This window comes from Streptomyces sp. NBC_00122 (assembly GCF_045160845.1).
GTDB lineage: Bacteria > Actinomycetota > Actinomycetes > Streptomycetales > Streptomycetaceae > Streptomyces.
In genome coordinates this window covers 1,212,096-1,238,558 of the sequence record NZ_CP108191.1, presented here as the reverse complement: position 1 = coordinate 1,238,558, position 26,463 = coordinate 1,212,096, and the positions used below count along the sequence as shown (strand labels likewise).

At 72.4% G+C, this 26,463-nt stretch carries 28 protein-coding genes; 18 read left to right on the top strand and 10 right to left on the bottom strand.

What is annotated here, in order from left to right:
- Window positions 1-44 precede the first annotated feature (44 nt).
- The 8 genes from sufD (at window position 45) to OG737_RS05855 (ending at window position 7,383) form a co-directional block, all read left to right on the top strand.
- Window positions 45-1,223 carry a Fe-S cluster assembly protein SufD gene (gene sufD, locus OG737_RS05890; RefSeq protein ID WP_328925068.1) on the top strand — a complete coding sequence of 393 codons (1,179 nt, stop codon included), beginning with the start codon at window positions 45-47 and terminating at the stop codon, window positions 1,221-1,223.
- Window positions 1,223-1,540, top strand: coding sequence for a bifunctional 3-phenylpropionate/cinnamic acid dioxygenase ferredoxin subunit (locus OG737_RS05885; protein WP_328925067.1), 318 nt, complete (start codon window positions 1,223-1,225; stop codon window positions 1,538-1,540). Before sufD ends, OG737_RS05885 begins: the two co-directional genes overlap by 1 nt.
- Before the next feature lie 7 nt (window positions 1,541-1,547).
- Entirely contained in the window at window positions 1,548-2,315 is a 768-nt protein-coding gene (gene sufC, locus OG737_RS05880; protein WP_328925066.1) for a Fe-S cluster assembly ATPase SufC, read from the top strand.
- A complete protein-coding gene (locus OG737_RS05875; RefSeq protein ID WP_328925065.1) occupies window positions 2,312-3,568 on the top strand; it encodes a cysteine desulfurase in 1,257 nt (418 codons plus the stop codon). Before sufC ends, OG737_RS05875 begins: the two co-directional genes overlap by 4 nt.
- A 31-nt stretch (window positions 3,569-3,599) precedes the next feature.
- A complete protein-coding gene (sufU, locus tag OG737_RS05870) occupies window positions 3,600-4,061 on the top strand; it encodes a Fe-S cluster assembly sulfur transfer protein SufU (protein ID WP_030292254.1) in 462 nt (153 codons plus the stop codon).
- The gene (locus OG737_RS05865) at window positions 4,058-4,402 is read left to right on the top strand and encodes a metal-sulfur cluster assembly factor (RefSeq protein ID WP_030388904.1); all 345 of its coding nucleotides are present in this window, start codon (window positions 4,058-4,060) and stop codon (window positions 4,400-4,402) included. The genes sufU and OG737_RS05865 overlap by 4 nt, the downstream gene beginning before the upstream one ends.
- A 195-nt stretch (window positions 4,403-4,597) precedes the next feature.
- Window positions 4,598-6,025, top strand: a complete 1,428-nt coding sequence (locus tag OG737_RS05860; RefSeq protein ID WP_328925064.1) for a hypothetical protein — start codon at window positions 4,598-4,600, stop codon at window positions 6,023-6,025.
- Entirely contained in the window at window positions 6,022-7,383 is a 1,362-nt protein-coding gene (locus OG737_RS05855) for a hypothetical protein (RefSeq protein WP_405680083.1), read from the top strand. Before OG737_RS05860 ends, OG737_RS05855 begins: the two co-directional genes overlap by 4 nt.
- On the opposite strand, the gene OG737_RS05850 is transcribed toward OG737_RS05855, so the two are convergent.
- Window positions 7,370-8,182 (bottom strand): hypothetical protein, encoded by an 813-nt coding sequence (locus OG737_RS05850; protein WP_405680084.1) that lies wholly within the window; start codon window positions 8,180-8,182, stop codon window positions 7,370-7,372. The two genes, OG737_RS05855 and OG737_RS05850, sit on opposite strands and share 14 nt — an antisense overlap.
- Window positions 8,183-8,312: 130 nt before the next feature.
- Between OG737_RS05850 and OG737_RS05845 the strand changes: the two genes are divergently transcribed.
- Entirely contained in the window at window positions 8,313-8,633 is a 321-nt protein-coding gene (locus tag OG737_RS05845) for a multidrug efflux SMR transporter (RefSeq protein WP_328925061.1), read from the top strand.
- Complete coding sequence (locus OG737_RS05840) at window positions 8,633-9,169, top strand: TetR/AcrR family transcriptional regulator (protein ID WP_405680085.1); 537 nt, start codon at window positions 8,633-8,635, stop codon at window positions 9,167-9,169. Before OG737_RS05845 ends, OG737_RS05840 begins: the two co-directional genes overlap by 1 nt.
- Here the strand turns inward: OG737_RS05840 and OG737_RS05835 are convergent.
- Entirely contained in the window at window positions 9,166-10,041 is an 876-nt protein-coding gene (locus OG737_RS05835) for a winged helix-turn-helix transcriptional regulator (RefSeq protein WP_405680086.1), read from the bottom strand. The genes OG737_RS05840 and OG737_RS05835 overlap by 4 nt on opposite strands.
- Window positions 10,042-10,139: 98 nt before the next feature.
- Between OG737_RS05835 and OG737_RS05830 the strand changes: the two genes are divergently transcribed.
- Together OG737_RS05830 and dapD are read left to right on the top strand one after the other, a co-directional pair.
- The gene (locus OG737_RS05830; protein WP_328930226.1) at window positions 10,140-11,369 is read left to right on the top strand and encodes an MFS transporter; all 1,230 of its coding nucleotides are present in this window, start codon (window positions 10,140-10,142) and stop codon (window positions 11,367-11,369) included.
- A gap of 9 nt (window positions 11,370-11,378) precedes the next feature.
- Window positions 11,379-12,359 carry a 2,3,4,5-tetrahydropyridine-2,6-dicarboxylate N-succinyltransferase gene (dapD, locus tag OG737_RS05825; RefSeq protein ID WP_328925058.1) on the top strand — a complete coding sequence of 327 codons (981 nt, stop codon included), beginning with the start codon at window positions 11,379-11,381 and terminating at the stop codon, window positions 12,357-12,359.
- 16 nt (window positions 12,360-12,375) lie between these two features.
- Here the strand turns inward: dapD and OG737_RS05820 are convergent, their stop codons facing one another.
- The 4 genes from OG737_RS05820 to OG737_RS05805 all read right to left on the bottom strand — a co-directional run bounded on the left by OG737_RS05820 (window position 12,376) and on the right by OG737_RS05805 (window position 15,391).
- Window positions 12,376-12,573, bottom strand: a complete 198-nt coding sequence (locus OG737_RS05820; RefSeq protein WP_405921255.1) for a hypothetical protein — start codon at window positions 12,571-12,573, stop codon at window positions 12,376-12,378.
- A 54-nt stretch (window positions 12,574-12,627) separates the two neighbouring features.
- Entirely contained in the window at window positions 12,628-12,882 is a 255-nt protein-coding gene (locus OG737_RS05815) for a hypothetical protein (RefSeq protein WP_405680087.1), read from the bottom strand.
- A gap of 125 nt (window positions 12,883-13,007) precedes the next feature.
- Complete coding sequence (locus tag OG737_RS05810; protein ID WP_405921254.1) at window positions 13,008-13,463, bottom strand: GNAT family N-acetyltransferase; 456 nt, start codon at window positions 13,461-13,463, stop codon at window positions 13,008-13,010.
- Between the two features lie 89 nt (window positions 13,464-13,552).
- Window positions 13,553-15,391, bottom strand: a complete 1,839-nt coding sequence (locus OG737_RS05805; RefSeq protein WP_328925054.1) for an endonuclease/exonuclease/phosphatase family protein — start codon at window positions 15,389-15,391, stop codon at window positions 13,553-13,555.
- 299 nt (window positions 15,392-15,690) lie between these two features.
- Between OG737_RS05805 and OG737_RS05800 the strand changes: the two genes are divergently transcribed.
- Together OG737_RS05800 and OG737_RS05795 are read left to right on the top strand one after the other, a co-directional pair.
- The gene (locus OG737_RS05800; RefSeq protein WP_405921253.1) at window positions 15,691-17,223 is read left to right on the top strand and encodes a hypothetical protein; all 1,533 of its coding nucleotides are present in this window, start codon (window positions 15,691-15,693) and stop codon (window positions 17,221-17,223) included.
- A 182-nt stretch (window positions 17,224-17,405) separates the two neighbouring features.
- Window positions 17,406-18,845 carry an alkaline phosphatase PhoX gene (locus OG737_RS05795; RefSeq protein ID WP_405680089.1) on the top strand — a complete coding sequence of 480 codons (1,440 nt, stop codon included), beginning with the start codon at window positions 17,406-17,408 and terminating at the stop codon, window positions 18,843-18,845.
- Window positions 18,846-18,966: 121 nt separating this feature from the next.
- On the opposite strand, the gene OG737_RS05790 is transcribed toward OG737_RS05795, so the two are convergent.
- The 4 genes from OG737_RS05790 to OG737_RS05775 form a co-directional block, all read right to left on the bottom strand.
- The gene (locus tag OG737_RS05790) at window positions 18,967-19,143 is read right to left on the bottom strand and encodes a hypothetical protein (protein ID WP_328925051.1); all 177 of its coding nucleotides are present in this window, start codon (window positions 19,141-19,143) and stop codon (window positions 18,967-18,969) included.
- Between the two features lie 102 nt (window positions 19,144-19,245).
- Window positions 19,246-20,499 (bottom strand): TerD family protein, encoded by a 1,254-nt coding sequence (locus tag OG737_RS05785; protein WP_405680090.1) that lies wholly within the window; start codon window positions 20,497-20,499, stop codon window positions 19,246-19,248.
- Between the two features lie 64 nt (window positions 20,500-20,563).
- Entirely contained in the window at window positions 20,564-20,785 is a 222-nt protein-coding gene (locus OG737_RS05780) for a hypothetical protein (protein ID WP_328925049.1), read from the bottom strand.
- A gap of 77 nt (window positions 20,786-20,862) precedes the next feature.
- On the bottom strand, window positions 20,863-22,395 hold the full coding sequence (locus OG737_RS05775; RefSeq protein WP_405680091.1) for an aldehyde dehydrogenase (NADP(+)): 1,533 nt from the start codon (window positions 22,393-22,395) through the stop codon (window positions 20,863-20,865).
- A 127-nt stretch (window positions 22,396-22,522) separates the two neighbouring features.
- Between OG737_RS05775 and OG737_RS05770 the strand changes: the two genes are divergently transcribed.
- The 4 genes from OG737_RS05770 (at window position 22,523) to OG737_RS05755 (ending at window position 26,452) form a co-directional block, all read left to right on the top strand.
- Window positions 22,523-23,305: an IclR family transcriptional regulator gene (locus OG737_RS05770; protein ID WP_328925047.1), complete on the top strand. Its 783-nt coding sequence runs from the start codon at window positions 22,523-22,525 to the stop codon at window positions 23,303-23,305.
- A gap of 107 nt (window positions 23,306-23,412) precedes the next feature.
- Window positions 23,413-24,396, top strand: a complete 984-nt coding sequence (locus tag OG737_RS05765) for a hypothetical protein (RefSeq protein WP_328925046.1) — start codon at window positions 23,413-23,415, stop codon at window positions 24,394-24,396.
- Window positions 24,396-25,682, top strand: coding sequence for a histidine kinase (locus OG737_RS05760; protein WP_328925045.1), 1,287 nt, complete (start codon window positions 24,396-24,398; stop codon window positions 25,680-25,682). Before OG737_RS05765 ends, OG737_RS05760 begins: the two co-directional genes overlap by 1 nt.
- The gene (locus OG737_RS05755; RefSeq protein WP_405680093.1) at window positions 25,679-26,452 is read left to right on the top strand and encodes a response regulator; all 774 of its coding nucleotides are present in this window, start codon (window positions 25,679-25,681) and stop codon (window positions 26,450-26,452) included. Before OG737_RS05760 ends, OG737_RS05755 begins: the two co-directional genes overlap by 4 nt.
- The last annotated feature ends 11 nt before the right edge of the window (window positions 26,453-26,463 follow it).

The window sequence follows — 26,463 nt, the reverse complement described above, 5'->3', positions numbered from 1 at the left end:
CACCAGCTCCGCTAACGACGTAGGAAGAGAGCAAGACGACAGCCATGGCTGAGGCTCAGAACATTCCGGCGGGTTCGACCACCGCCGGCGCGATCGCGGTGGCCGCCGAGTCGACCGTCGCCACCCGGATGAGCGCCCCCCCGTCCTTCGACGTGGCGGACTTCCCCGTGCCCCACGGCCGCGAGGAGGAGTGGCGCTTCACCCCGCTCGCCCGCCTGCGTGGTCTCCACGACGGCACCGCGGTCGCCAACGGCACCATGAAGGCCCAGATCGACGCGCCCGAGGGCGTCACCGTCGAGTCGGTGGAGCGCGACGACGCGCGCATCGGCAAGGCCGGCACCCCGGTGGACCGGATCGCCGCCCAGGCGTTCTCGTCCTTCGCCAAGGCCACGGTCGTCACCGTGCCCAAGGAGGCCGTCCTGACCGAGCCGGTGCGCGTCACGCTGCACGGGGAGGGCGGCACGACCTTCGGCCACACCGTCTTCGACGTGCAGGCCTTCGCCGAGGCCGTCATCGTCATCGACCACACCGGTGACGGCGTGCGCGCCGCCAATGTCGACTTCCTGATCGGCGACGGCGCCAAGCTCACCGTCGTGTCCGTGCAGGACTGGGACGACACCGCCGTCCACGTCTCCCAGCACAACGCGCTGGTCGGCCGCGACGCGACCTTCAAGTCGATCGTGGTCACCTTCGGCGGCGACGTCGTACGCCTGCACCCGCGGGTCAGCTACGCCGGTCCGGGCGGCGAGGCCGAGCTCTTCGGCCTGTACTTCACGGACGCCGGCCAGCACCAGGAGCACCGCCTCCTGGTCACGCACGACGCCCCGCACTGCAAGTCGAACGTGGTCTACAAGGGCGCGCTCCAGGGCCAGGACGCCCACGCCGTCTGGATCGGTGACGTGCTCATCCAGAAGACCGCCGAGGGCACCGACACCTACGAGATGAACCGCAACCTCGTCCTCACGGACGGCGCGCGGGTCGACTCGGTGCCGAACCTGGAGATCGAGACCGGCGAGATCGTCGGCGCCGGCCACGCCTCCGCGACCGGCCGCTTCGACGACGAGCAGCTCTTCTACCTGCAGGCCCGTGGCATCCCGGCCGACGACGCCCGCCGCCTGGTCGTGCGCGGCTTCTTCGCCGAGCTCGTCCAGCAGATCGGTGTCGACGACATCGAGGAGCGCCTGCTCGCCAAGATCGAGGCCGAGCTCCAGGGCTCCGTCTGATGAACTACGTCAAGGCCTGTGCGCTGAGCGAGCTGGAGGAGAACTCCCCCAAGCGGGTGGAGCTCGACGGCACGCCGGTGTCCATCGTCCGCGCCGAGGGAGAGGTGTTCGCGATCAACGACATCTGCTCGCACGCGAACGTCTCGCTCTCGGAGGGCGAGGTCGAGGACTGCATGATCGAGTGCTGGCTGCACGGGTCTTCCTTCGACCTGCGCACCGGCAAGCCCTCGGGCCTGCCCGCGACGCGCCCCGTACCCGTATACCCCGTAAAGATCGAAGGGGACGACGTGCTCGTCTCCCTCACCCAGGAGTCCTGAGGTATCCATGGCAACGCTTGAAATCCACGACCTGCACGTCTCCGTCGAGGCCGAGAACGGCGCCCGCGAGATCCTCAAGGGCGTCGACCTCACCGTCAAGCAGGGTGAGACGCACGCCATCATGGGTCCGAACGGCTCCGGCAAGTCCACCCTGGCGTACTCGCTCGCCGGTCACCCGAAGTACACCGTCACCGGTGGCACCGTGACCCTCGACGGCGAAGACGTCCTGGAGATGACCGTCGACGAGCGCGCCCGCGCCGGCGTCTTCCTCGCCATGCAGTACCCGGTCGAGGTCCCCGGCGTCTCGGTCTCCAACTTCCTGCGCACCTCGGCCACCGCCATCCGCGGCGAGGCCCCGAAGCTGCGTACCTGGGTGAAGGAGGTCAAGTCCGCGATGGAGCAGCTCCAGATGGACCCGGCCTTCGCCGAGCGCAACGTCAACGAGGGCTTCTCCGGCGGTGAGAAGAAGCGCCACGAGATCCTGCAGCTGGAGCTCCTGAAGCCGAAGATCGCGATCCTCGACGAGACCGACTCCGGCCTCGACGTCGACGCCCTGCGCCAGGTCTCCGAGGGCGTCAACCGCGTCCGCGAGACCGGCGAGGTCGGCACCTTGCTGATCACCCACTACACGCGCATCCTGCGCTACATCAAGCCCGACTTCGTCCACGTCTTCTCCGAAGGCCGCATCGTCGAGTCCGGCGGCGCCGAGCTCGCCGACAAGCTGGAGGCCGAAGGCTACGAGTCGTACAGCACGAAGGGTGGCGCGACCGCGTGACACAGTTGCCTGGCCTCCTCGACATCGAGGCGATCCGCAAGGACTTCCCCCTTCTGGATCGTGTGGTCCACGACGGGAAGAAGATCGTTTACCTGGACAACGCGGCGACTTCGCAGAAGCCGCGCCAGGTGCTCGACGCGCTGAACGAGTACTACGAGCAGCACAACGCCAACGTCCACCGCGGCGTGCACGTGCTCGCCGAGGAGGCCACGGCGCTGTACGAGGGCGCCCGCGACAAGGTCGCCGCCTTCATCAACGCGCCGAGCCGCGACGAGGTGATCTTCACCAAGAACGCCTCGGAGTCGCTCAACCTGGTCGCGAACATGCTCGGCTGGGCGGACGAGCCCTACCGGGTCGACCGCGAGACCGAGATCGCCATCACGGAGATGGAGCACCACTCCAACATCGTCCCGTGGCAGCTGCTCTCGCAGCGCACCGGCGCGAAGCTGAAGTGGTTCGGCCTGACCGACGACGGCCGGCTCGACCTGTCCAACATCGAAGAGGTCATCACGGAGAAGACGAAGATCGTCTCCTTCACGCTGGTCTCCAACATCATGGGCACGGTCAACCCGGTCGAGGCGATCGTCCGGCGTGCCCAGGACGTCGGCGCCCTGGTGCTGATCGACGCCTCCCAGGCCGCCCCGCACATGCCGCTGGACGTGCAGGAGCTCGGTGCCGACTTCGTGGCCTTCACCGGCCACAAGATGTGCGGCCCGACCGGCATCGGCGTCCTGTGGGGCCGCCAGGAGCTGCTGGAGGACCTGCCCCCGTTCCTCGGCGGCGGCGAGATGATCGAGACCGTGTCGATGCACGCCTCGACCTACGCCCCGGCGCCCCACAAGTTCGAGGCGGGTACGCCCCCGATCGCCCAGGCCGTCGGCCTCGGCGCGGCCGTGGACTACCTGTCCGCGATCGGCATGGACAAGATCGCCGCGCATGAGCACGCGATCACCGAGTACGCGATCAAGCGCCTCGCCGAGGTGCCCGACCTGCGGATCATCGGCCCCACCACGGCCGAGGACCGCGGCGCCGCGATCTCCTTCGTGCTCGGCGACATCCACCCGCACGACGTGGGCCAGGTGCTGGACGAGCAGGGCATCGCGGTCCGCGTGGGACACCACTGCGCGCGCCCCGTCTGCCTGCGCTACGGAATTCCCGCGACGACGCGAGCGTCTTTCTACCTGTACTCCTCTCCCGCCGATGTCGACGCGCTGATCGACGGGCTGGAGCACGTACGGAACTTCTTCGGATGACGAAGAACGAGACGAAGGCGCTGGGGTCGCTGTGAAGCTGGATTCGATGTACCAGGAACTGATCCTGGACCACTACAAGCACCCGCACGGGCGTGGCCTGCGCGACGGTGACGCCGAGGTGCACCACGTCAACCCGACGTGCGGCGACGAGATCACGCTGCGCGTGAAGTACGACGGCGAGACGCTGACCGATGTCTCGTACGAGGGCCAGGGCTGCTCCATCAGCCAGGCCAGCGCGTCCGTGCTGAACGAGCTGCTCGTCGGCAAGGAGCTGGCCGAGGCGCAGAAGATCCAGGGCGTGTTCCTGGAGATGATGCAGTCGAAGGGCAAGATCGAGCCCGACGAGGCCATGGAGGAGGTGCTGGAGGACGCGGTCGCGTTCGTCGGCGTCTCCAAGTACCCGGCTCGCGTGAAGTGTGCTCTGCTGAGTTGGATGGCCTGGAAGGACGCGACCGCCCAGGCACTGGGCGACGCGGAGAGGAAGACGGCATGACCGAGAACGCGACGCCCGAGGCGTCGATCAAGCCGGCCACCGAGGAAGAGGTCCGCGAGGCCCTCTACGACGTGGTCGACCCCGAGCTGGGGATCGACGTCGTCAACCTGGGCCTGATCTACGGCATCCACATCGACGACGCGAACATCGCCACCCTCGACATGACGCTGACCTCGGCGGCCTGCCCGCTGACGGACGTCATCGAGGACCAGGCGAAGTCGGCGACGGACGGCATCGTCAACGAACTTCGCATCAACTGGGTCTGGATGCCGCCGTGGGGCCCGGACAAGATCACGGACGACGGCCGTGAGCAGCTCCGCGCGCTCGGCTTCAACGTCTGATCACATGCAGGTGAGGGCCCCCGGCACGGTCGTGCCGGGGGCCCTCCTCGTTTTCCGCCGGACTCTCTTCCGGTGCGCCTTCTTCCGGTCCGCTGTTCTCCGGGTGGACGGATGAAGTGCACGCGGAGTTGGCCATGGTGGCCGAATCTTCTCGACGGCCGTCACGACGTGACGCAGACCACGAGAGGACCACCCGTGACCGTTCGCCTTTCACCGGCGCGCCGTTGGGGCGCCGCGGGCGCCGCAGGGGCCGCGGCCCTGCTCGTCGCGGGGCTGACCGCTCCCGTGGCCGCGGGAGCCGTCCTGCCGGAGGCCGCCGCCGTGACCGTCTCGCTGTCCGCCACGCATCTGAGCGGTGCGGTGGGCGCGTACGGCGACCCGGCCGTGACGGCGGACGTCGGGCAGGCCGGTGTACCGGACGGATTCCTGCGGCTGAGAGTGGTCTCCTCCAGCAATCCGGCCGTCGCGGGCGTGGGCGACGTACGGCAGGAGCGGACCCGCGAAGGGGACCGGCGCCTGACGGTGCAGGCCCACGGGCAGGGCTACACCGAGCTGACCCTGGAGGTCACCGGGCGCGGCGGGAAGACCGCCACGGCCACCCTGTCCTACGCGGCCTCCGCGCGCGTGGGCAACGGCCTCGGCACGCGCTACCTGACCGGCTCCTCGGACGCCTCCGCCGCCGTCGACGTGGGCGGCGGTCACGTGCTGGTGGCCGACGACGAGTCCAACGTGCTGCGGCTGTACGACCGTTCCCGTTCCGGCGCCCCGGTGAAGTCCTGGGATCTCGGTCCCGCGTTCGGCCTGAAGAAGGAGGCCGACATCGAGGCGGCCGCCCGGGTCGGCGACACCGTCTACTGGACGGGCTCGCTGGGCAACAACAAGGACGGCGAGTACAAGGCCGAGCGGAACACCGTCTTCACGACGAAGATCACCGGCTCCGGCGCCGCGACCGAGGTCACCTTCGCCCGTGCCTACCGGGGCCTGCGCCAGGACCTGGTGGCCTGGGACACGGCGAACGGCAACCGCTACGGCTTCGCGGCGGGGACCGCGGCCGGCCAGGTGCCGAAGCAGATCGACGGGTTTAACGTGGAAGGGCTGGAGTTCGCGCCCGGCTCCACCACCACCGCCTACCTGGGCTTCCGGGTCCCGCTGGCGCCCGCCGTCCCCGGCGCCAAGGCGCTGATCGTGCCCGTCACCAACTTCGACCAGGTCCTGGCGTCCGGGGCCGAGGCGGTCTTCGGGACGGGCATCGAGCTCGACCTCGGCGGCCTCGCCATCCGTGACATCCGCAAGAACGCGGCGAACCAGTACCTGATCCTGGCCGGTTCCTGGGCGGCGGACGACAACTCCGACCCGTACGCGCTCTACCAGTGGGACGGCGTCCCCGGCCACGCGCCGAAGAAGCGGGCCGACCTGCCCACCTCCGACCCCGGCGGCTGGGAGGCCGTGGTCGACGTACCCGATCTGCGGGCTCCCGGCGCCCCAGTCCAGCTGATCACCGACAGCGGCGCCGCCGACCTGTACGGCGACGGCACCGAGGCCAAGGACCTCGGCCACCCGGAGTGGAAGAAGTCCCGGTCCGCATGGTTCACGCTCAACTTCACCCGTGGGGGTCACCGATGAAGAAGTTCGCTGTCGCAGGTCTCGCGGCGATGGTGGTCGCCGCGGTCGGCGCGCCCGCCCAGGCCGTGACGTACGGGACGCCCACCATCGGGCTGTCCGCCTCCTACCTGTCCGGGGCAGTCGGCGCCGTCGGGGACCCGGTGGTGAACGTGACCGTGGGGCAGAGCGGGGCCGACGCCTCCGCGCTGACCGTAAGCGCCTCGGCGTCGAGCAAGGCCTCCGTCGCCGGTACCGGCGACGTCACCGTGACCGGAGCCGGGGCGGTGCGGCAGCTGGCCGTCGCCGCGCGGGGCCGCGGCTACACCAACCTCACCGTCAAGGTGACCGGGCTGGGCGGCAAGACGGCCACCAAGACCCTGTACTACGCGGCTTCGGCCGCCGTGCAGAACCCGGCCGACGCGCGGTACCTCACCGGGTCGTCGGACGCCTCGGCCGCCGTCGACGTGGGCGGCGGGTACGCGATCGTCGCCGACGACGAGTCCAACGTGCTGCGCCTGTACGACCGTTCGCGGTCGGGCGCCCCGGTGCGGACCTGGGACTTCAGCTCGCAGCTCGGGGTCACCAAGGAGGTGGACATCGAGGGGGCGACCCGGATCGGTGACACCATCTACTGGACGGGCTCGCTCGGCAACAACAAGGACGGCGAGTACAAGGCGCCCCGGAACACGGTGTTCACCACCACGGTGAGCGGATCCGGGACCGGCACGCAGCTCGCGTACGGGCGCTCGTACAAGAAGCTCCGCGACGATCTGGTGGCCTGGGACACGGCGAACGGCAACCGCTACGGCTTCGCGGCGGGGACCGCGGCCGGCCAGGTGCCGAAGCAGATCGACGGGTTTAACGTGGAAGGGCTGGAGTTCGCGCCCGGCTCCACCGCCACCGCCTACCTGGGCTTCCGGGCCCCGCTGGCGCCCGCCGTCCCCGGCGGCAAGGCGCTGATCGTGCCCGTCACCAACTTCGACCAGGTCCTGGCGTCCGGGGCCGAGGCGGTCTTCGGGACGGGCATCGAGCTCGACCTCGGCGGGCTGTCCATCCGTGACATCCGCAAGAACGCGGCGAACCAGTACCTGATCCTGGCCGGTTCGTGGGGCGCCGACGACAACTCGGACCCGTACGCGCTCTACCAGTGGGACGGCGTCCCCGGCCACGCCCCGGTCAAGCGGGCCGACCTGCCGACCACCGACCCCGGCGGCTGGGAGGCCATCGTGGACGTGCCCGACCTGACGGCGGCGGGCGCGCGGGTGCAGCTGGTCACCGACAGCGGTTCGGCGGACCTGTACGGGGACGGCGTCGAGGCCAAGGACCTGACGCACCCGGAGTGGAAGAAGGCCCGCACGGCCTGGTTCACCCTGGGCTGAGCCCCGGTCCGAGGCGCAGCAGCCGGTCCATGTAGAGCAGGCCCGAAGCCGGCTGCGGGAAGGCCAGCAGCAGGGCCGGGGCGAGCAGCGCGCCGAGCGCACCGAACCGCAGCGGGACGGCGAACGCGGCGCCCAGCGCGAGGGCCCCGGCCGGGACCGTGACGCCGAAGGTCCGCCACCAGGCCCCCCGCACCAGGCGGGCCGAACGGCGCAGGGCCGCCACCGGGCCGAGCCGCTCGTACCCGGCGGCCGTGGGCGCCAGGGCGAAGAGCACTCCGAGCCAGAGGGCGACCGGGGCGAGGGGGAGCAGCGCGAGCGGCGGCAGGCCCGCCGCGAGCGCGGCCGCGCCGGGGCCCGCGGCGGCGAGCAGGGCCAGCAGCCGGGCCCCGAGCACGGCCGGGATCCGGGGCGTCGCCGCCCGCAGCAGCCCGAGCGTGGTGACGGGCCGCCCGAGCACGGCGGGCCGGAGCAGCGCGGCGGCCAGGGCGGTGGCCAGCGCCCAGCCGGCCAGCAGGAACAGGGCGACGGCGGGGACCAGGGTGTGGACGAACACCCCGCTGCCGACAGTACGGGTGACGGAGGCGAGGGTGGCCGCTCCGGCGACGGCGACGAGCAGGAGCAGCCCGGCCAGCTGGCCCAGCAGCAGCGCGCCGAGCAGCCGGCCGCCGTACCGGCCCAGGGTGGTGAGCGTCCCGTCGAGGATGTCCCGCGGCCCCAGTGGGCGCAGGGGTATCACCCCGGGCCGTGGAGAGCGCGGGGGCAGCCAGCCGCCGCCCCGATGGGTCCAGTGCTGCGCCATGCGCGGGCCCTCCGTCCGCTGGGAGCTCCTTGCGGGCTCCTGGGAGGCGGACAGGGTAGCGCCGGAGGCCGCAGGAGTCCCGGGTGCTGCATATGTACGTCCGTACACATCGTTGTGTACTCTTGTACACATGCCTTACGCACTGCTTGCCGCGGCCATCGCCGCCGAGGTCGCCGGGACCACCGCCATGAAGTACAGCGACGGCTTCACGAAGCTGTGGCCCTCGCTGGGCACGCTGCTGGGCTACGTCATCGCCTTCACCCTGCTCGCGCAGACGCTGAAGACGATGTCGGTGGGCACGGCGTACGCGATATGGGCCGGGGTCGGGACCGCCGCGATCGCCGCCATAGGGATGGTGTTCATGGGGGAGGCGGCCACCGCCGCGAAGATCGCCGGGATCGCCCTGGTGATCGGTGGCGTGGTGCTGCTGAACCTGGGGGGCGCGCACTGATGGCTCCCGGCGCGCGCAGGTACGACCCCGAGCGGAGGCAGCGGATCATCGACGCGGCGATCCGGGTGGTGGCCGCCAAGGGCATCGCGGGGCTGAGCCACCGCAGCGCGGCCGCGGAGGCCGACGTACCGCTCGGGTCGACCACCTACCACTTCAAGACGCTCGACGACCTGCTGGTCGCCGCCCTGCGGCAGGCCAACGAGGCCTACGCGCCCGCCCTGGCCGTGCGGGACGGCGACGACCTCGCGGGCGCCCTCGCGCGGCTGCTGGGGGAGAGCCTGTCGGCCGACCGGGGCCGGGCCGAGCTGGAGTACGAGCTCTACCTGGCGGCCCTGCGACGGCCCGCGCTGCGGCCGGTGGCGGCGGAGTGGTGCGAGGCCGTCGCCGCCGCCCTGGCCCCGTGGACCGACCCGGTGACGGCGCGCGCCCTGGTCGCCGTCATGGACGGCATCAGCCTGCAGGTCCTCCTGACGGACGCCGAGTACGACGAGCCGTACGCCCGCGAGATCCTGGGCCGGGTCCTGCGTCCGTCCTAGGTTGCCGAGCGGACCGACGCCAGGGCCGTCTGGACGCTCGCCTCGATGTCCTGGATCGGGTAGAACACCTCGCGCACGGTGCGGTCGCGGTCCAGGACCAGGGTCAGCCGCTTGATCCGGGTCGTGCCCGCCGCGCGGAAGGTCGGCAGCCGCAGCGCCGCCGTCAGGGCCAGATCCGCGTCCGAGAGGAGCGGGAAGCGCAGCCGCTCCTGCTCCGCGAACTCCCGCTGCTCGTCCGGCCGCTGGGTCGACACGCCGTGCACGGTGGCGCCGGCCGCGGTGAACTCCGCGAGCTGGTCGCGGTAGGTGCACGACTCGAACGTGCAGCCCTTTGCGCCCGGTATCCCGGCCCAGCCCGGCGGGTAGGACTCGGCGCGCGCGTACGCGCCCGGGAAGCAGTAGAGGACCGTGAACGCAGTGTCCGCCACCGGGTCGCGCAGCTCGCCGAAACGGTCCGGCAGGGCCAGCTCCGGAAGCCGGGTGCCGCGCAGCGCGTGCACCCGTTCCGCCTCCCGGGAGGCCTCCGCGGTCGTCGCCGTCATCTCTCCCTCTCCCAGGATCCAGCTGTCCCCCCAGTCCTGGAGGGCCACCAGCACCGGCAGCAGTCCCCGCCCGCGCGGGGTCAGCCGGTACTCGTGCCGCACCGGACGTTCCTGGTACGGCTCGCGCGTCAGCACCCCGGCCTCGACCAGCAGCTTCAGCCGCTCGGCCAGGACCTTCCGGGACATCCCCAGCTCGCGCTGGAGCTCCTCGAAGCGGTGCAGACCGCGCGCGGCGTCGCGCACGATCAGCAGCGTCCACCAGTCGCCCACCACGTCGAGGGCCTGGGCGATGGAGCAGTCCGCGTCGCCGAGGTGTGTGCGCTGGGCCATGGGAACTCCTTTGTCCGTTGACCCAAGGCTGTCATGCTGACATAGTCCGTTCCCAAAAGGAACTGACTCGCTTCGGGGATACGGGGGACACGGGTGTGCTGCAGGGGTTCAAGGACGTACCGAGGACTGTGTGGCTGCTGGCTGCGGGGATCTTCGTCAATGCCGTCGTCAGCTTCACCTTCGTCTTCGTCTTCCTCTACCTGACCGGCCCGCGCGGCCTCGGCGCCGCCCAGGCGGGCCTGGTCGTCGGCGTCGGCGGCGTCGGCCTGGTCGCCGGGAACTTCACCGGCGGCTGGTACGGCGACCGCTTCGGTCACCGCCGCGTGCTGCTCACCGCCTCCGCGCTCGGCGGCGCCGCCCTCGTCGTCCTGCCGACGGTCCCGACGGGCCTGCTGGCCCTCGTCCTGCCGCTCGCCCAGTACGCCTCCGGGGTGATCCGGGCCGCCAACTCCGCGCTGGTCGCCGTCACCGTGCCGGAGGGCTCCCGGCGCCAGGCCTTCGCCGTCACCCGCTGCATGTCCAACGCCGGCTTCGCGGTGGGCGCACCGCTCGGGGCCCTGGTCGCGACCGGACTCTCGTACGGCTGGCTCTTCGTCGCGGACGGCCTCGGCACCCTCTTCTTCGCCGTCTGGACCGCCCGGGTCGTCCCGGCCAGGGCGGCCACGACCCCTTCCGCGGCCCCGGACGGGGGTCTGGGCCGCGGAGGGCTGTGGCGGGAGCTGCGCGCGCGGCCGGCCGTCCTCGTGCTGCTCGGCGCGATCGCCGTCATCGACCTCGTCTACCGGCAGCACTACACGACGTTCCCGGTGTTCCTCGCCGACCACGGCATGGACACCCGCGCGTACGGGCTGCTCATCGGGATCAACGGCGGCGTCATCATGCTCCTGGAGATCCCCGCCGCCCTCGCCCTGCGCCGGCGTTCCCCGCTGCACGTCATCGGCAGCGGTCTGGTGCTGGTGGGCGGCGGCTACGCGATGCTGCTGCTCGGGGTGGGCATCGCGACCACCGTCGCGATGATGGTGCTGCTCACCCTCGGCGAGATCCTCTACAAGACCACCGCCACCGCGTACGTCGCCGACGAGTCGCCCGAGCACGCCATCGGCCGGTTCCAGAGCCTGTACGCGGGCGTGTCCGTCAGTGGCGTCGTCCTCGCGGGGCCCCTCGGCGGAGCCCTGTACGACGCCGCGCCCGGCCTGCTGTGGCCCGTGTGCGCGGTGCTCGGCGCGGCCGCCGGGGTGACCGTGCTGGTCATGGGTGCGCCGGGGGCGCGGCGACGCGCGCGACCGGCACATGAGACCGGTTCGCGACCGCGGGCCGTCGCCGGTTAGGTTTCTGGCATGACTGCTACGCGTACCACCGGCGCCGTCGCCGCCGGACTTGCCACCATCACCGCCGACGGCACCGTCCTCGACACCTGGTTCCCCGCCCCCGAGCTGGTCGCCGAGCCCGGCCCGGCCGGCACCGAGCGCCTCACCGCCGAGCAGGCCGTGGAGCTGCTGGGCGCCGCCGCGTCGAAGGCGATCCGCCAGGACGCGGTCCGCGGCGTCGAGGTCGTGGCCGTCCGTACGGTGATCTCCTCCCTGGAGGACAAGCCGCTGGACGCGCACGACGCGTACCTGCGCCTGCACCTGCTCAGCCACCGCCTGGTCAAGCCGCACGGCCAGAACCTCGACGGTGTCTTCGGCCTGCTCACCAACGTCGCCTGGACCTCGCTGGGCCCGGTCGCCGTCGACCAGGTCGAGACCGTCCGGCTCAACGCGCGCGCCGAGGGCCTGCACCTCCAGGTCACCTCGATCGACAAGTTCCCCCGGATGACGGACTACGTCGCCCCCAAGGGCGTGCGCATCGCCGACGCGGACCGTGTCCGCCTCGGCGCGCACCTCGCCGAGGGCACCACCGTCATGCACGAGGGCTTCGTCAACTTCAACGCCGGCACGCTCGGCACCTCCATGGTCGAGGGCCGCATCTCCGCGGGTGTCGTGGTCGGCGACGGCTCCGACATCGGCGGCGGCGCCTCCACCATGGGCACCCTCTCGGGCGGCGGCAAGCAGATCATCTCGATCGGCGAGCGCACCCTGATCGGCGCCGAGGCCGGCGTGGGCATCGCGCTCGGCGACGAGTGCGTCGTCGAGGCCGGCCTCTACGTGACCGCGGGCACCCGCGTCACCCTGCCGGACGGCCAGATCGTCAAGGCCCTGGAGCTCTCGGGCGCCAACAACATCCTCTTCCGCCGCAACTCGGTCACCGGCGCCGTCGAGGCCCGGCCGTACAAGGCGGCCTGGGGCGGCCTGAACGAGGTCCTGCACAGCCACAACTGACGCCTGCTCCTCGCCGTCACTTTCCCGGAATGCCCTTGAGGTGCGGGCCGTTGTCGATCAGCTTGCCCTTGTTCATGGCGGCCGAGCGTTCTTCCGGCGTGACACACAGGGCGTCGCCGTCGAAGCCGTTGCGCCAGATGTAGCCGGGCTTGCACGTGTGCGGTCCGTAGGCGCCGCCGCCCGGCCGGCGCCCTGGAAGCGCAAAGCCCTCCACCTGCGGAGAAACCGCAGGTGGAGGGCTTGATTGCACGAAGGGCCCGGCGGGCGATCAGCTCAGCGGGATCCTGCGGACCAGGCCGGCGAAGGCCTCCTTCTCCGCTTCGGTCAGCTCCACGGCCTCCATCGGGTGCGCGGCGGCGCCGCGCTGCGCCGGGATTACCGACAGGCCCTCGAAGGCGCCGGGCTCGGGGTGGCGCAAGCGGCTGCCCCGGAGCATGTGGCCGAGGCCGACGAGCCATACGAGGGCGGCGGCCAGCAGGACCGCGAGGCCGATTTCCTGGGTGAGGGAGATGGAGGGGAACATGCGGTCCTCCAAAAAACGAGCGTGAAGACGGGGTGGCGTGGAGCTACTCAACACCACAACCGGGCGATTCGGCAGAGATGTGGCGAGCGTCACGCCAGGGCCTAAAGGCCCTACTTCGGCCCATGTCAGTCCGCCAGCGAGAGCTTGAAGCCCTCGTGGCTGCGTGCGAAGCCCAGCCGCTCGTAGAAGCGGTGGGCGGCCGTGCGCCGCTTGTTGCTGGTCAGCTGGACCAGGCCGCAGCCGCGCTCGCGGGCCCGGTCGGCGGCCAACTTCATCAGCTCCGCCCCCAGCCCTCCGCCCCGCCGGTCCGGGCGGATCCGTACCGCCTCCACCAGCGCCCGGTCCCGGCCGCCCTGGCCCAGGCCCGGGATGTACGTCAGCTGGAGGCAGCCCAGCACCACGGCGCCGTTGTCGTCCGTCAGGACCAGCATCTCGTTGCGCGCGTCCGCCGCGATGGCGGCGAAGGCCCGCTCCAGCGCCTCGTCGACCACGATCGAAGCCGGGTCCACGACCCGTTCCTCGTCGGCCAGCAGGGCGAGTACGGCGGGTAGGTCCTCGCGGGTGGCGATTCGGAAGATCATGGCCAGGAGTGTGGCAGAGGGCCCGGACTGGACGGCGTCCGGGCCCTCTGCGGCCTCAAGGGGTCAAGCGGCTACGGCTACGGCTACTGCTACGGCTTGAAGCGCAGCACCTGCGGGTCGTGGTCGCTGTTCTGCGCCGAGAACTCCGCGTTGATGTGCACGCTGTCGTAGGTGAAGTGCTTGATCGCCGGGCTGGTCAGGATCTGGTCCAGAACCTGCGCGTTGCCCTGGTAGACGTACGAGTACCGCTCCGCCTTCGGCAGCGACTTGATCGCCGGGTACAGCGCCCCACCGTCGGCCAGCGCGTTCGTCGTCGCCGAGAACTCGAAGTCGTTGATGTCGCCGAGGACGAGGACGTTCGCGTTCTTCTCCGCCGCCAGGACCTCCTTCACGAAGCCGTTCACGGCCTGCGCCTGGAGCAGCCGCTTGGCCTCCGAGGAGCGGACCGGCGGCTGGTGGTGCGAGGTCAGGCCCTCGTCGCCGCCCTTGGAGCCGAAGTGGTTGGCGATCACGAAGACCGTCTTGCCGCGGAAGACGAACTCGCCCGCCAGCGGCTTGCGGCTGTCGGCCCACGCGGGGTTCGCGGGGTCGATCCGGCCGGGGGAGTGGGTCAGGGCGGCCTTGCCGTTCTCCTTGACCACGCCGGTCGCCGTCACCGCGTCGCCCGGGGCGCGCTCGGTGAAGGAGACCCGCTCCGGGTTGAAGAGGAACACCTGGCGGATGTTGCCGCCGGGCTCGCCGCCGTCCTTCTTGTCCTCGGGGTTGACGGTCCGCCACTGGTAGGCCGGGCCGCCCGCCGCCGCGATCGCCGCGGTGAACTTCGTGAGCGTCTGCTCGGCCGAGACCGTGCCGTCGTTCTTGGCGCCGTTGTCGTCCTGGATCTCCTCCAGGGCGAGGATGTCGGGGGAGGCCAGGTTCTCGACGACCGCCTTCGCCAGCGCGTCGAACTTCGCCTGCGGGTCGGTCGGGTCGAGGTTCTCGACGTTGTACGTGGCCACCGCGAGCTCTTGCTCGGCCTGCGGCTTGGTCTTCTCGGGGGCGAGGGTGCCCGCCTTGACGGTGCCGAGGGTGCGGGCCGCCAGCGTGTAGCCGCCGAACTGGTTGAAGTCCAGCGGGCCTTCGGTGACGCCGGTCAGCTTGTCGCCGACGTTGGCCACCGGGAAGGGCTGCTGCGCGACGGGCGCGAGCTGCTGGATCTGGAGGCGGCCCGTGTTCTGGGACTCGTAGGAGCCGTAGATGGTCCCGCCTCGCTTGGCGGTGTTCTCCCAGCCCTTCACGGTGACCCACAGCTCCGAGTACGGGTCGGTGGCGCCGACCACGCGCGAGGTGCCGATCTTGACGTTCATGCCCTCAAGGGACTCGTAGTAGTCCAGGGCGTAGCGCGAGGGGTCCAGGGCCAGGCCGTTGATGCTGCCTCCGGCGGCCGGGTCGCCGGCCGGGGCGTACTCGGCGGGCACCGTGTACTCGTTGACCGCGGTGGCCTCGGGCAGCGCGTTGCCCGAGGAGACCACCGTGACGACCGGCTTGGATATCTGGGTCGCCGACTGGTTGCCCGAGCTGAGGCCGCCCGGGACGTACTCGCCGACCGTGCCGGAGACCTTGACCGCGTCGCCCACGGCGACGGTCGGGACCGAGCTGGTGAAGACGAACACGCCCTCGCTGGTGGCGGCGTTGTCGTCGGCGTCGGGGTCCTGGATCCAGAAGCCGCGCGAGCCGTACGTGCGCACGCCCGTCACGATGCCCTCGACATCCGAGACCTGCTTGCCGACGAGCGGGGATATCCGGGTGGTGCCCTGAATGTCGTGGATGCGTACCTGACCGGCGGCGGAGCCTTCGGCCGCGTCGGCCGAGCCCGCCAGCAAGCCGGTGGCCAGCGCGGTGGCGACGAGGGCCGAGACGGCGGCGGAACGGGGATGCGAGGAGCGCATGAGCGGGAACTCCGGTGTGGGATGAGGGAGACGGCGGTGTTGCGGCAGGAGATCTGCGGGAGACTTGCGGCTCCCGAAACATCTACGCGCGTCAATTTCCTGTGTGGCAGCCAAAGTTGTCAAGGCCTCCAGGGAATACGGCAGCCGACTGTGGGATGAACCAAAGGGGATGACCCGTCGGACCCGCCCGAAATGCGTCTACGCTGGGTCGCCTGGCAAGGTCGGCCGTCCGACGGACCGACGGGACGTCACGGCCCCGTGTCACCCCGCCCCACCGCGTCCGCGAGGAGAACCGCCCCATGTCCGCAGAGCCGCACCCCACGCTGCCGCCGGTACGGCTGCACCCCGATGCGGAACTGGCCCGCGACGCCCTCGTCGCCCCGCTGTTCGCCCACGCCGTACGGCTGGCCCGCTGGGCCGGGCCCGGCACCCGCATCGACATCGGCGGCGAACTCGTCGCCGCCCAACTCCCCGAGGCCGCCGCGGCACTCGGCCTCGACGTCGCCGACGCGGACGCCGTGGTGTACGCGAGCCAGGCCTGGCGCGTGGCCGTGGACACCGGGCTGGTCGACGTCACCGAGCCGGAGGAGGACCGGGGCGAGGGTGCCGAGGGCGAAGAAGGGGCCGACGGCGGCGAGGAGGCGTCCGGCACCGCCCTGCCCGGTGAGGACCTGGCGCTGGTGACGAGCGGCGCGCCCGGCGACGTACTCGACCTGTGGCTGGCCGCGCTGGACTCCGTACTGGCCGACGCGGCCGTGCCCGATCTGGACGACCTGGTCGACGCGCTGGACGCGGGCGGCGAGATCGACTTCGACCAGCTGGACTGGAACCCGCGGCGCGAGGCGGACTTCCTCGACGGGGTCCTCGCCAATCTCTACCTGCTCACCGTCTCCGAGGGCGGAGCGGCGGACCGCCCGGTTCCGCTGCCCGTGCTCGCCGCGTCCATGGTGATGCCCGACGGCATGGGCGCGCCGACCGACGCCGTGCTGGAGCAGGTCTCCGACGCGATGATGCGCCTCGACGACCAGTTCCGGCAGCTGGAGCCCATCGGGCTGGTCGAGTTCCGGCCCGTCGACGAGGAGCTGATGACGGAGGCGGACGACGAGCGGATCACCTCCGGCACCGCCGCCGGCCGGGACGACGCTGCCGGCCGGGACGACGCCGACGAGGACGTCTCCCGCTACGGGATGGTCCGCCTGACCCCGCTCGGGCTGTACGGGATCCGCGCCCGGATGCTGGAGGCCGGGGTCGAGGTCCCCGCCGTCGGCGACCTGGCCGACAAGGGTGCGGACGCGCTGCTCGACGCCGTCTCCTACTACCCCGAGAGCGCGGCCGAGGCCGAGATCGAGGCGTGGCTGGCCGGACGCGAGGTCCCCGAGGCCGTGGCCGAGCTGCTGGACGCCGCGCGCGGTGACGACGAGGGCGCCCCGCTGCGTCGGCTGCGCTGCCAGCAGGCCCTCGCACCCGCCGGGCCGGAGGCCGAGCCCGCGGTCCGCGCGGTGCTGGACGACCCGGAGCTGGGCGGGCTCGCCCGGGTCTGGCTGGCCGAACGCGGGGTGGGCGACGTACCGGCGCCGGACGGGGCGATGGTGTTCTGGCTGACGGTCGACACGATCGCCGCGCAGCTGGCCGCCGACGGGGAGACCGAGGAGCTGCCGCTGCTGATGGAGACCCTGACCGCCCATCACACGGGGTTCTTCGAGCAGGTGTGGCGGGTGGAGCACCCGGCGACGGCGTACGTCCTGGAGGCGATGGGGCGGCTGCACCCGGACAAGAAGGCGGCGAAGGAGGCCCGCAAGGCCGCGTTCAAGGCGCGCTCCCGGCGGCCGTGACGGGGCAGTCGTGACGGGGTGTCGACAATGAGCCGATCCTGGGCCGGAGTTGGCCATTCCGCCCGCGGGCAAGGGGTCGGCTCCTCTTACCGGGTAGTTCAGCCGCCGTTCACGTGTGGGCGGGAGCGTGTGCGCCGACGACCGCACGACAGGCGCACCACCTCCCCACCCCTGGAGACCCGATGCCGCTCAGCCGCAGAGACTTCACCGCCCGCACCGTCCTCGCCGGAGCGGGAGTCGCGCTCACCGGGACGGTCGGCGCCCTGGCCACCGCCCCGGGCGCGCTGGCGGCCGAGGACGGCACCCGCCGCGACGAGCACGGACGGCCCTGCGAGCCCGGCTACGGCCCCCTCGTCGCCGACCCGGCCGGCCTCCTCGCCCTCCCCGCGGGATTCGCCTACCGCGTGATCACGCACAGCGGGGTCACCAAGCTGGACTCCGGCGAGATCACCCCGTCCAACCACGACGGGACCGCCGCCTTCGAGGGCCACCGCGGGGTCACCCTCCTCGTCAACAACCACGAGCTCAAGGGCAAGCGGGAGAGCTGGGCCCACCCCGTCCCGCTCACCGAGGGCCTGGTCTACGACCCGGCCGCGGCCGGCGGCTGCACGGTCGTCGAGGTCCGGCGCGGCGGCGAGGTCGCCGAGTGGGTGGGCGTCGCCGGTACGTCGACCAACTGCGCGGGCGGCTCCACCCCCTGGGACACCTGGCTCACCTGCGAGGAGACCGAGGACCTGGCCGGCAAGAACGGCATGACCAAGGACCACGGCTACGTCTTCGAGGTCGACCCGCACGACCGCCGCGCCAACCGCGACCCGCAGCCGATCAAGGCGTTCGGGCGGTACGCGCACGAGGCCGTGGTCATCGACCCGCGCCACGGCCACGCCTACCTGACCGAGGACGCCTCCGGCCCCAACGGCCTGCTCTACCGCTGGACCCCGCCGGCCGGCTTCCGCCACGGGCGCGGCAAGTTCCGTACCCTCGCCGCCGACGCCGGTGTGCTCCAGGCCGCCAAGTGCATCGACAGCTCGGGCCGGTTCGTCGACGACCTCTCGCGCGCGACGAAGATCGGCACCGTCTACGGGGTCGACTGGGTGGACGTGGCGGACCGCGACGCGCGGACCGTGCCGGTGCGCAAGCAGTTCGGCGAGGGCGCCGTGACGCGGGCGCGCAAGCTGGAGGGCATGTGGTGGGCCGACGGCGGCGCGTACTTCGTCTCCTCCTACGCCCGTGAGGAGAGCCCGGGCGCGGCCCACGACGGCCAGGTGTGGTTCTACGATCCCAAGCGGCGCACGATCCGGCTGAACGTCCTGATCGGGATCAACGCGGACCCGGCGGCGGACGGCGGCTACGACGGCCCCGACAACATCACCGTGTCCCCGTACGGAGGCCTCGTCATCGCGGAGGACGGCTCGGGCCTGCAGCACCTGTTCGGCGCGACCGAATCGGGCCGCACCTACCCGCTGGCGCGCAACGAGCTGAACATCGGCACCGCCGAGAAGCCGGAGTACTCGGAGTTCACCGGTGTCTGCTTCTCCCCGGACGGGCGCACGCTGTACGCCAACATCCAGGAGCCGGGCATCATGCTGGCGATCACCGGGCCGTGGCGGCGCGCTCACTGACGCCTGCGCACGCGGGACCGGGCGGGTCCGAGACCGGGCGGGTCCGGGGCCGGGCGGGTCCGGGGCCGACGGGGCTCCGGGCCTGCGGCGGTCCGGGCCTCTGGCGGTCCCGGGGCCGCGCCTACCGGGCCGCGGAAACCTCCGCGCGGGAGGCCTCGGCCCACTCGGCGAGAAGGAATTCGTACGCCTCCGAGGGCCACTCGCCGTCCACCCGGGTCTCGACAAGGTGCCGTATCGCCTCGTTCGCCTCGGCGGCGGACGGGCGGGCGGGCCCCGCGGGGGTGAGTGACTGGTGCATGGGTTCAAGGCTACGGGCGGGCACTGACAGCCACCTCCGGATTACGGGTGGCATCCATCACCCGCGACGGGGCCTGATGGCTCCTTGTGCCCGCCCACCTGCTCAGAGTGCCTGCGAGGCGGGTTTGACCATGCCGCGCACTGTGCGGGACTTCACAAAGTCGCCCATGGCCGTCATCTCCCACTCGCCGGTGAACTGCTTGATCAGCTTCGCCATCATGACCCCGGTCTGCGGTTCGGCGCCGGTGAGGTCGAAGCGCACCAGCTCCTCGCCGCTCGCCGCGTCGATCAGACGGCAGTAGGCCTTGGCCACCTCGGTGAACTTCTGGCCGGAGAAGGAGTTGACCGTGAAGACCAGCCCCGTCGCCTCGGCGGGGAGCCGGCCCAGATCCACGACGATCACCTCGTCGTCGCCCGCTCCCTCGCCCGTCAGGTTGTCGCCCGAGTGCTTGATCGCGCCGCCGAGGATGGACAGCTTGCCGAAGTAGCAGCTGTCGATGTGGTTGCGCTGGGGGCCGAACGCGATGACCGAGGCGTCGAGGTCGATGTCCCGGCCGCCGAAGGCGGGCTCCCAGCCGAGGCCCATCTTGACCTGGGAGAGCAGCGGGCGGCCGCCCTTGACCAGGGAGACGGTCTGGTTCTTCTGGAGGGTGACCCGGCCCTTGTCGAGGTTGATCTTCCCTCCGCCGGGCGGGGCGGCGGCCGGGACCGGTGCGGGGGCGGCGGGGACCGGCGGGGCGGCGGGTGTGGTGGCGCCGCCGAGCCAGGGGGAGGCCGGGTAGGAGACCGGCGGGGCGGGCGGTGCCGCGGGCGCGGGCGGGGCGACGGGAGCGGCGGCGGGCGCGGCGGCCGGCTCGTCGTCCACGGAGACCCCGAAGTCGGTGGCGATGCCGGCGAGGCCGTTCGCGTACCCCTGGCCGACCGCGCGCACCTTCCACATGCCGCCGCGCTGGTAGACCTCGACGACGACGAGCGCGGTCTCGGTCCCCAGCTGCGGCGGGGTGAAGGTGGCGATCACCGCTCCGCCGTCCGCGTTGCGCACGGTGGCGGTGGGCTCGATGCCCTGGAAGGTCTGCCCGGCCGCGTCGGGGCTGGCCGTGACCACGATCCGCTCGACGCCCGGGGGCAGCGCGCCGGTGTCCACGGTGATCGAGTCCGGTGCCGCACCGCCGCCGGACCGGTACGTCACACCGGGCCCGGAGGGCTGGTTGTAGAAGATGAAGTCGGCGTCGGAGCGCACCTTGCCGTCCGCCGTGAGGAGGAGCCCCGACACGTCGAGCCGCACCGGGGCAGCCACGTCCACCGTCACACGGACGGCATTGAGCGGCAGGTTGGATCCAGGGGTCATAGCGGTCATGCCCTGGAGAACGACCGGAGGTGCTTTGCCGTTCCCTTACTTTCGCGTGAGATTCCGGCCGGGGTCAGCGCCGGTTGCGGGGGTGGTTCCTCGCCGTGCGCTCGTTGCCGAACTTGTAGGCGCCGGTCCAGCGGGCCATGACGAGCTGCGCGTCGCCGGACCCCACCGCGGCCAGGAACGTGGCGGCCCGGCCCCCGCGCAGGGTCGCCGCGGTGCGGCCCTGGTGGGTGATGACGACGGAGTCGTCCTGGTGCTGTCGGTACGAGAACCCGTGCGGCTTCGGCATGAGCCGCAGCCTGCCCCGCCGGGGGCGGGGCGGGCAACGGATTTACCGGCGCCCCCGGGCAGGCCGGCCGGGCCTCCTCAGGTCCCCGTCACGCGGCGCGGCAGCCCCAGCGGGTTGGCCTCGCGCAGCTCGGGCGGAAGGAGGGGGTCCGGCACCGACTGGTACGCCACCGGCCGCAGCCAGCGCTCGATCGCCGTCCCGCCGACGGAGGTGGAGTGCGAGGTGGCCGCCGGGTACGGGCCGCCGTGGTGCTGCGCCGGGGCAACCGCGACGCCGGTCGGCCAGCCGTTCACGACGATCCGGCCCGCCAGTCCCGTGACCTGCGCGATCAGCTCGGAGGCGGGGCCCGGCTCCCCCTCGGTCTCGGCCTGCGACAGCTGGAGGGTGGCGCTCAGGTTCCCGGCGAGCCGCCCGAGCACCGCGCCGGCCTCGCGCTGGTCGGCGTACCGCACGACGACGGTCACGGGACCGAAGCACTCCTCCAGCAGTACCTCGTACCCCGCGTCCGGGGCGCTGTCGAGGAGGCGGGCGGCCGGTACGGTCAGATAGCCCGCTCCGACCGTGTGCTCCCCGCCGGAGCCCGGCGTGACGGGCGCGTCGACGCCGGGCAGCGCGGCCCGCTCACGGACGCCGGAGACGAAGTTCTCCCGCATCCGGTGGTCGAGCAGCACCCCCGGCTCGGTCTCCCCGAGCGCCTTGGTGAGCGCGCCGGTCAGGCGGTCGCCCGCCGCACCCTCGGGGACCAGGACCAGGCCGGGCTTCACGCAGAACTGGCCGACGCCGAGGGTGACCGAGCCCGCGAGCCCGCTGCCGATCTCCTCGGCGCGCTCGGCGGCCGCGGCCGGGGTGACCACGACGGGGTTGAGGGAGCCGAGTTCGCCGTGGAAGGGGATGGGCACGGGCCGGGCGGCGGCCGCGTCGAACAGGGCCCGCCCGCCCCGGATGGAACCGGTGAATCCGGCGGCGGACACCAGCGGGTGGCGGATCAGCTCCAGGCCGGCGTCGAACCCGTGGACCATGGCGACCACGTCGGCCGGGAGCCCGGCGGCGACGGCCGCCCGGCGCAGCAGCGAGGCGCACAGCTCGGAGGTGGCCGGGTGGTCGGGATGCGCCTTGACGACCACCGGGCAGCCGGCGGCCAGTGCGCTCGCGGTGTCCCCGCCGGGGACGGAGAAGGCGAGCGGGAAGTTGGAGGCGGCGTAGACCGCGACCACGCCCAGCGGCACCTTGTAGCGGCGCAGTTCGGGGCGCGGGGGGCTGAGGGAGGGGTCGGCGCGGTCGATCCGGATGTCGAGGTAGGCCCCCTCGTCCACGGCGTCGGCGAAGGCGCGCAGCTGGCCGGTGGTGCGGGCGAGTTCGCCGGTGAGCCGGCCCGGGCCGAGCGCGGTCTCGGCGTCCGCGGCCTCGATGACGTGCGCGGCGGCCTCGTCGAGCAGCGTGGCGGCGGTGCGCAGGAAGGCGGCGCGGGCGGTGGCGTCGGCGAGCGCGCCACGGGCCGCGTGGGCGGCCTGTACGGCTTCGTCCACCTCGCGGGATGTGGCCTCCACCGCAACCTGCTCGCGCTGCTTCCCGGTGCGGGGGTCCACACTCCAGACTGGTGTCGTTGTCATGGCCCACTGCCTCCTGGATCGTTCAGTATTCTGAACGCCGTTCCGGTGGATGAATGATCACATCTGCTGCGGACTCTATTTCCGCGTCCTCCGCGTGACAAGAGGCGACCCGAGGGGAAGCAGGCGTATGACGACGACCGAGTCGGGAAGTGCGGCCCCGGCATCGCCGGTCAAATCGGCGGTGCGGACGGTCCTGTTGCTGGAGCACTTCGCGGCACGGCCCGGACTGCACAGCCTCGCCGACATCCAGAACGACCTCTCCCTGCCCAAGTCCAGCCTGTACATGCTGCTGCGCACCCTGGTGAACCTGGGGTGGGTGGAGACGGACGCGACGGGCACGCGGTACGGCATCGGCGTCCGGGCGCTGCTGGTCGGCAGCTCGTACATCGACGGCGACGAGGTGGTCGCGGCCGCCCGGCCCACGCTGGACCGGCTCTCCGACGACACGACGGAGACCATTCACCTGGCCCGGATGGACGGGACGAGCGTGGTGTACCTCGCGACCCGCCAGTCCCAGCACTACCTGCGGCCCTTCACACGGGTCGGGCGGCGGCTGCCCGTCCACTCGACCGCGCTCGGCAAGGCGCTGCTGGCCACGCACACCGACGACGAGGTACGCGCCCTCCTGCCGCGGCGGCTGGAGGCCGTCACCGAGCACACCGTCACCGACCGGGAGCGGCTCATCGAGGAGCTGGCGCTGGTGCGGGAGCAGGGGTACGCGGTGGACCGGGAGGAGAACACGCTCGGGCTGCGCTGCTTCGGGGTCGCGGTGCCGTACCGGACGCCGGCGCGGGACGCGGTGAGCTGCTCGGTGCCGGTCGCCCGGCTGACGGACGGGCACGAGCAGGCCATCAAGGCGGCGCTGTTCGAGGCGCGGGACCGGCTGTCGGTGGTGACGCGGCGCATGTGATGCGGTGCAAGTGGTGCGGTGGAGGGGGTGGTTCCTCCCCCGCCCGGGGGAGGCGGTTCCCCTTCGAGGGGGAGGTGGCGGAGCGGCGCGCGCGGGACCGTTGAGTCATGACCACACGAGCCGTTCCCACGACGCACGCGACGCAGCCGCCGGTCCCTTCCCTGGGCACCGGGCGGCGCGTCCTGCGGGTGGTGGCCCTGGCGGCCACCGTGCCGTATCTGACCCTCAAGAGCGCTTGGCTGGCCGGGAGCCACGTCGGGATACCGGACGGCAGTGTGCTCCGCGAGCCCGGGCTGTTCTTCGCCGCGGCCAACTCCGTCACGCTGGCCATGGACGCCTGCGTGATCCTGCTCGTACTGGTGCTCACCCGGCCCTCGGGCATACGGTTCCCGGCCTGGCTGCTGACCGTCCCGGTCTTCGTCGCCTCCGGGCTGCTGACTCCGATCCTTCTCGGGTTCCCGGGCCAACTGCTGGTCCGGGGGCTCGGCTTCGGGCTGGACGGGGTCGCGAAGGCAGCCCAGGAGCCCTTCCTGGACCCGTGGGTGTTCAACGTCGTCTACGCCGGTTTCACCATTCAAGGACTCGCCCTGGCCGGGCTGTTCGTGCCCTATGCGCGGGAGCGTTGGGGCAGGCGCTGGCAGGGCGTGCTGGGGCAGCGGCTCCCGTCATCCACGGGGGTGGTGGCGGGAGCCGCTGCGGCGACAGGTCTGGCGGTCTCGGCTGTGTACGCGTACTGGGCCTTCGGCGGTACGGCCTGGCTGGGCGCCGAGCGGGCGGCCGCGTACTCGGCGGAGACAGCCGTGGTGTCCGCGGCCCACGGGATGTGCGCGCTCGCGGCCGGAGCCGGGGCACTGCTCCTGGCCCGCGGCGGGGACGTGCGGGCGCGATGGCCGCTCGGCCTCGCCTGGATCGGCGCGGGGGCGACGCTGAGCTGGGGGGCGTGGATGCTGACCACCTCGCTGGGACCGCAGTTGGACGGCGGCGAAGGGCCTACGGCCGCGATCTTGCTGACCTACGCTGGCCAGATGATCACCGGGTCGCTCGCCGCCACTGTCCTCACGCGATTCCTCATATCCCGCCGCGAGGCGTGATGCGCGACGGTCTGGGCCGGCTCCTGGGTGCGCGGGCGCGGCTGCGCTGGGTCCACCTGATACTCGGCGGGGCCCTGCTCATGCCGTACTTCCTCCTCGCCCAGGTGGGGGTCGGTATGGCGGCCGGCGGGAAGAACGCCTTCAGCTCTTTCCCGCTTTCCCTCGTCGCCTACGCGGCCGCCCTGCCGCTGGCCGCGGCCACCGCCGTGTTCGGGCTGGTCCGGCCGCTGTCGGTGACCGCCGTCCGGGCCATGTGCGGGGTGCCGGGGGAGCGGCTCGCCGAGGGGCCCGCGCGGTCCTGGTCCGCCCGGGGGCGGACCTCCGCCTGGTGGACCCTCCACCTGGGGGTCGGCGCGCTGATCAGCGGGATGAGCCTCGCCGTCCCGCCCATGGCGGTGGTGCTGATCACGCTGCCGCTCGTGAGCCGACTCGAGGCTGCCAGGCTCGGGCTGGGCTGGTTCTCCCTGGGGGTCGGTCCGTACGTGGCCCCCGCGCTCGGGACGGGCATGCTGGCCGGGCTCGTCCTGTGCGCCGCAGGGGCCGGGGCGCTCCTGGCCCGGCTGGCGCCCGTACTGCTCGGGCCGACCGGGGCGGACCGGCTGGCCGCCGCGGAGGAGCGGGCCGCCGACCTGGCCGTGCGCAACCGGCTCGCCCGGGAGCTGCACGACGCGGTCGGGCACGCGCTGAGCGCCGTCACCCTCCAGGCGAGCGCCGCACGGCGGGTGCTGGAGCGCGACCCCGACTTCGTACGGGAGGCGCTGGCCGCGATCGAGGACACCACTCGGCGGACGGTGGGCGAGCTGGACGCGGTACTGGGCCTGCTGCGTGACGGGGACGCGGCCCGGCCGGACGCCGCGCCCGCGCCGACCCTGGCCGCCGACCTCGACGGACTGCTGGCCCGCACCCGGGCCGCGGACACCACCGTCACCGCCCGCCAGGACCCCGGCCCCGTCGGGGACTGGGCCCGGCTGCCGGCGATCGCCTCCCGGGAGGCGTACCGGATCGTGCAGGAGGGCCTCAGCAACGCGCTGCGCCACGGCGCGGGCCCCGTGGAACTGCGGATACGCGTCCAGGCCGGGGCAGAGACCGGACACCGTGAACTGGAGATCACCATGACCAATCCGCCCGCCGCACCGGAAAGCCTGGAGCCCCGCACCACCGGCGGCCGCGGCCTGCGCGGCGCCGCCGAACGGGCCGCGCTGCTCGGCGGCCGGGTCGAGGCCGGCCCGTATGAGGGCCTGTGGCGGCTGCGGGCCGTCCTGCCGCTCGCCGGAGACGGCCGATGACCGAGCCGACCCCGACCCCGATCACGGCCGCGACCGTGCCCCCGCCCCCGCCCCGGGCCCCGGCCCCGATCACGGACCCGACCGCGACCGTGCCCCCGCCCTCGCCGCCGACGGGCCGCCCGCCGCTGCGTATCGTGCTCTGCGACGACGAGCGGATGGTCCGCACCGCCTTGCGGGTCATCCTCGAAGCCGAACCGGACCTGGAGGTCGTCGGCGAGGCGGCGACCGGGGCGCAGGCCGTCCCGCTGGTCCGCTCCCTCGCCCCCGACGTGGTGCTGATGGATGTCCGGATGCCCGAGATCGACGGGATCCGGGCCACCGAGCAGATCCTCGCCACGATGGCCGAGCCGCCCCGCATCGTGGTCGTCACCACCTTCGAGAACGACTCCTACGTCTACGGGGCGCTGCGCGCGGGAGCCGCCGGCTTCCTCCTCAAACGGGCCGATCCCGACGAGCTGATCGGCGCCGTCCGCCTCGTCGCCCGCGGCGACTCGCTGCTCTTCCCGGCCGCCGTCCGCTCCCTCGCCGCGGCCCACACTTCGGCCGCCCCGCCCGCCGCGCCCTGGGTGGCCCGGCTCACCGACCGCGAGGCCGACGTACTGCGGCTGATGGCCACCGGCCTGTCCAACCACGAGATGAGCGAGCGCCTCGGGGTCGGCCCGCAGACGGTCAAGACCCACGTCGCGTCCGTTCTCGCCAAGACCGGGGCCCGCGACCGCACCCAGGCGGTCATCGCGGCCTACGAGGGCGGCTTCATGAAGAAAAGCTGAGAACCCCGCCA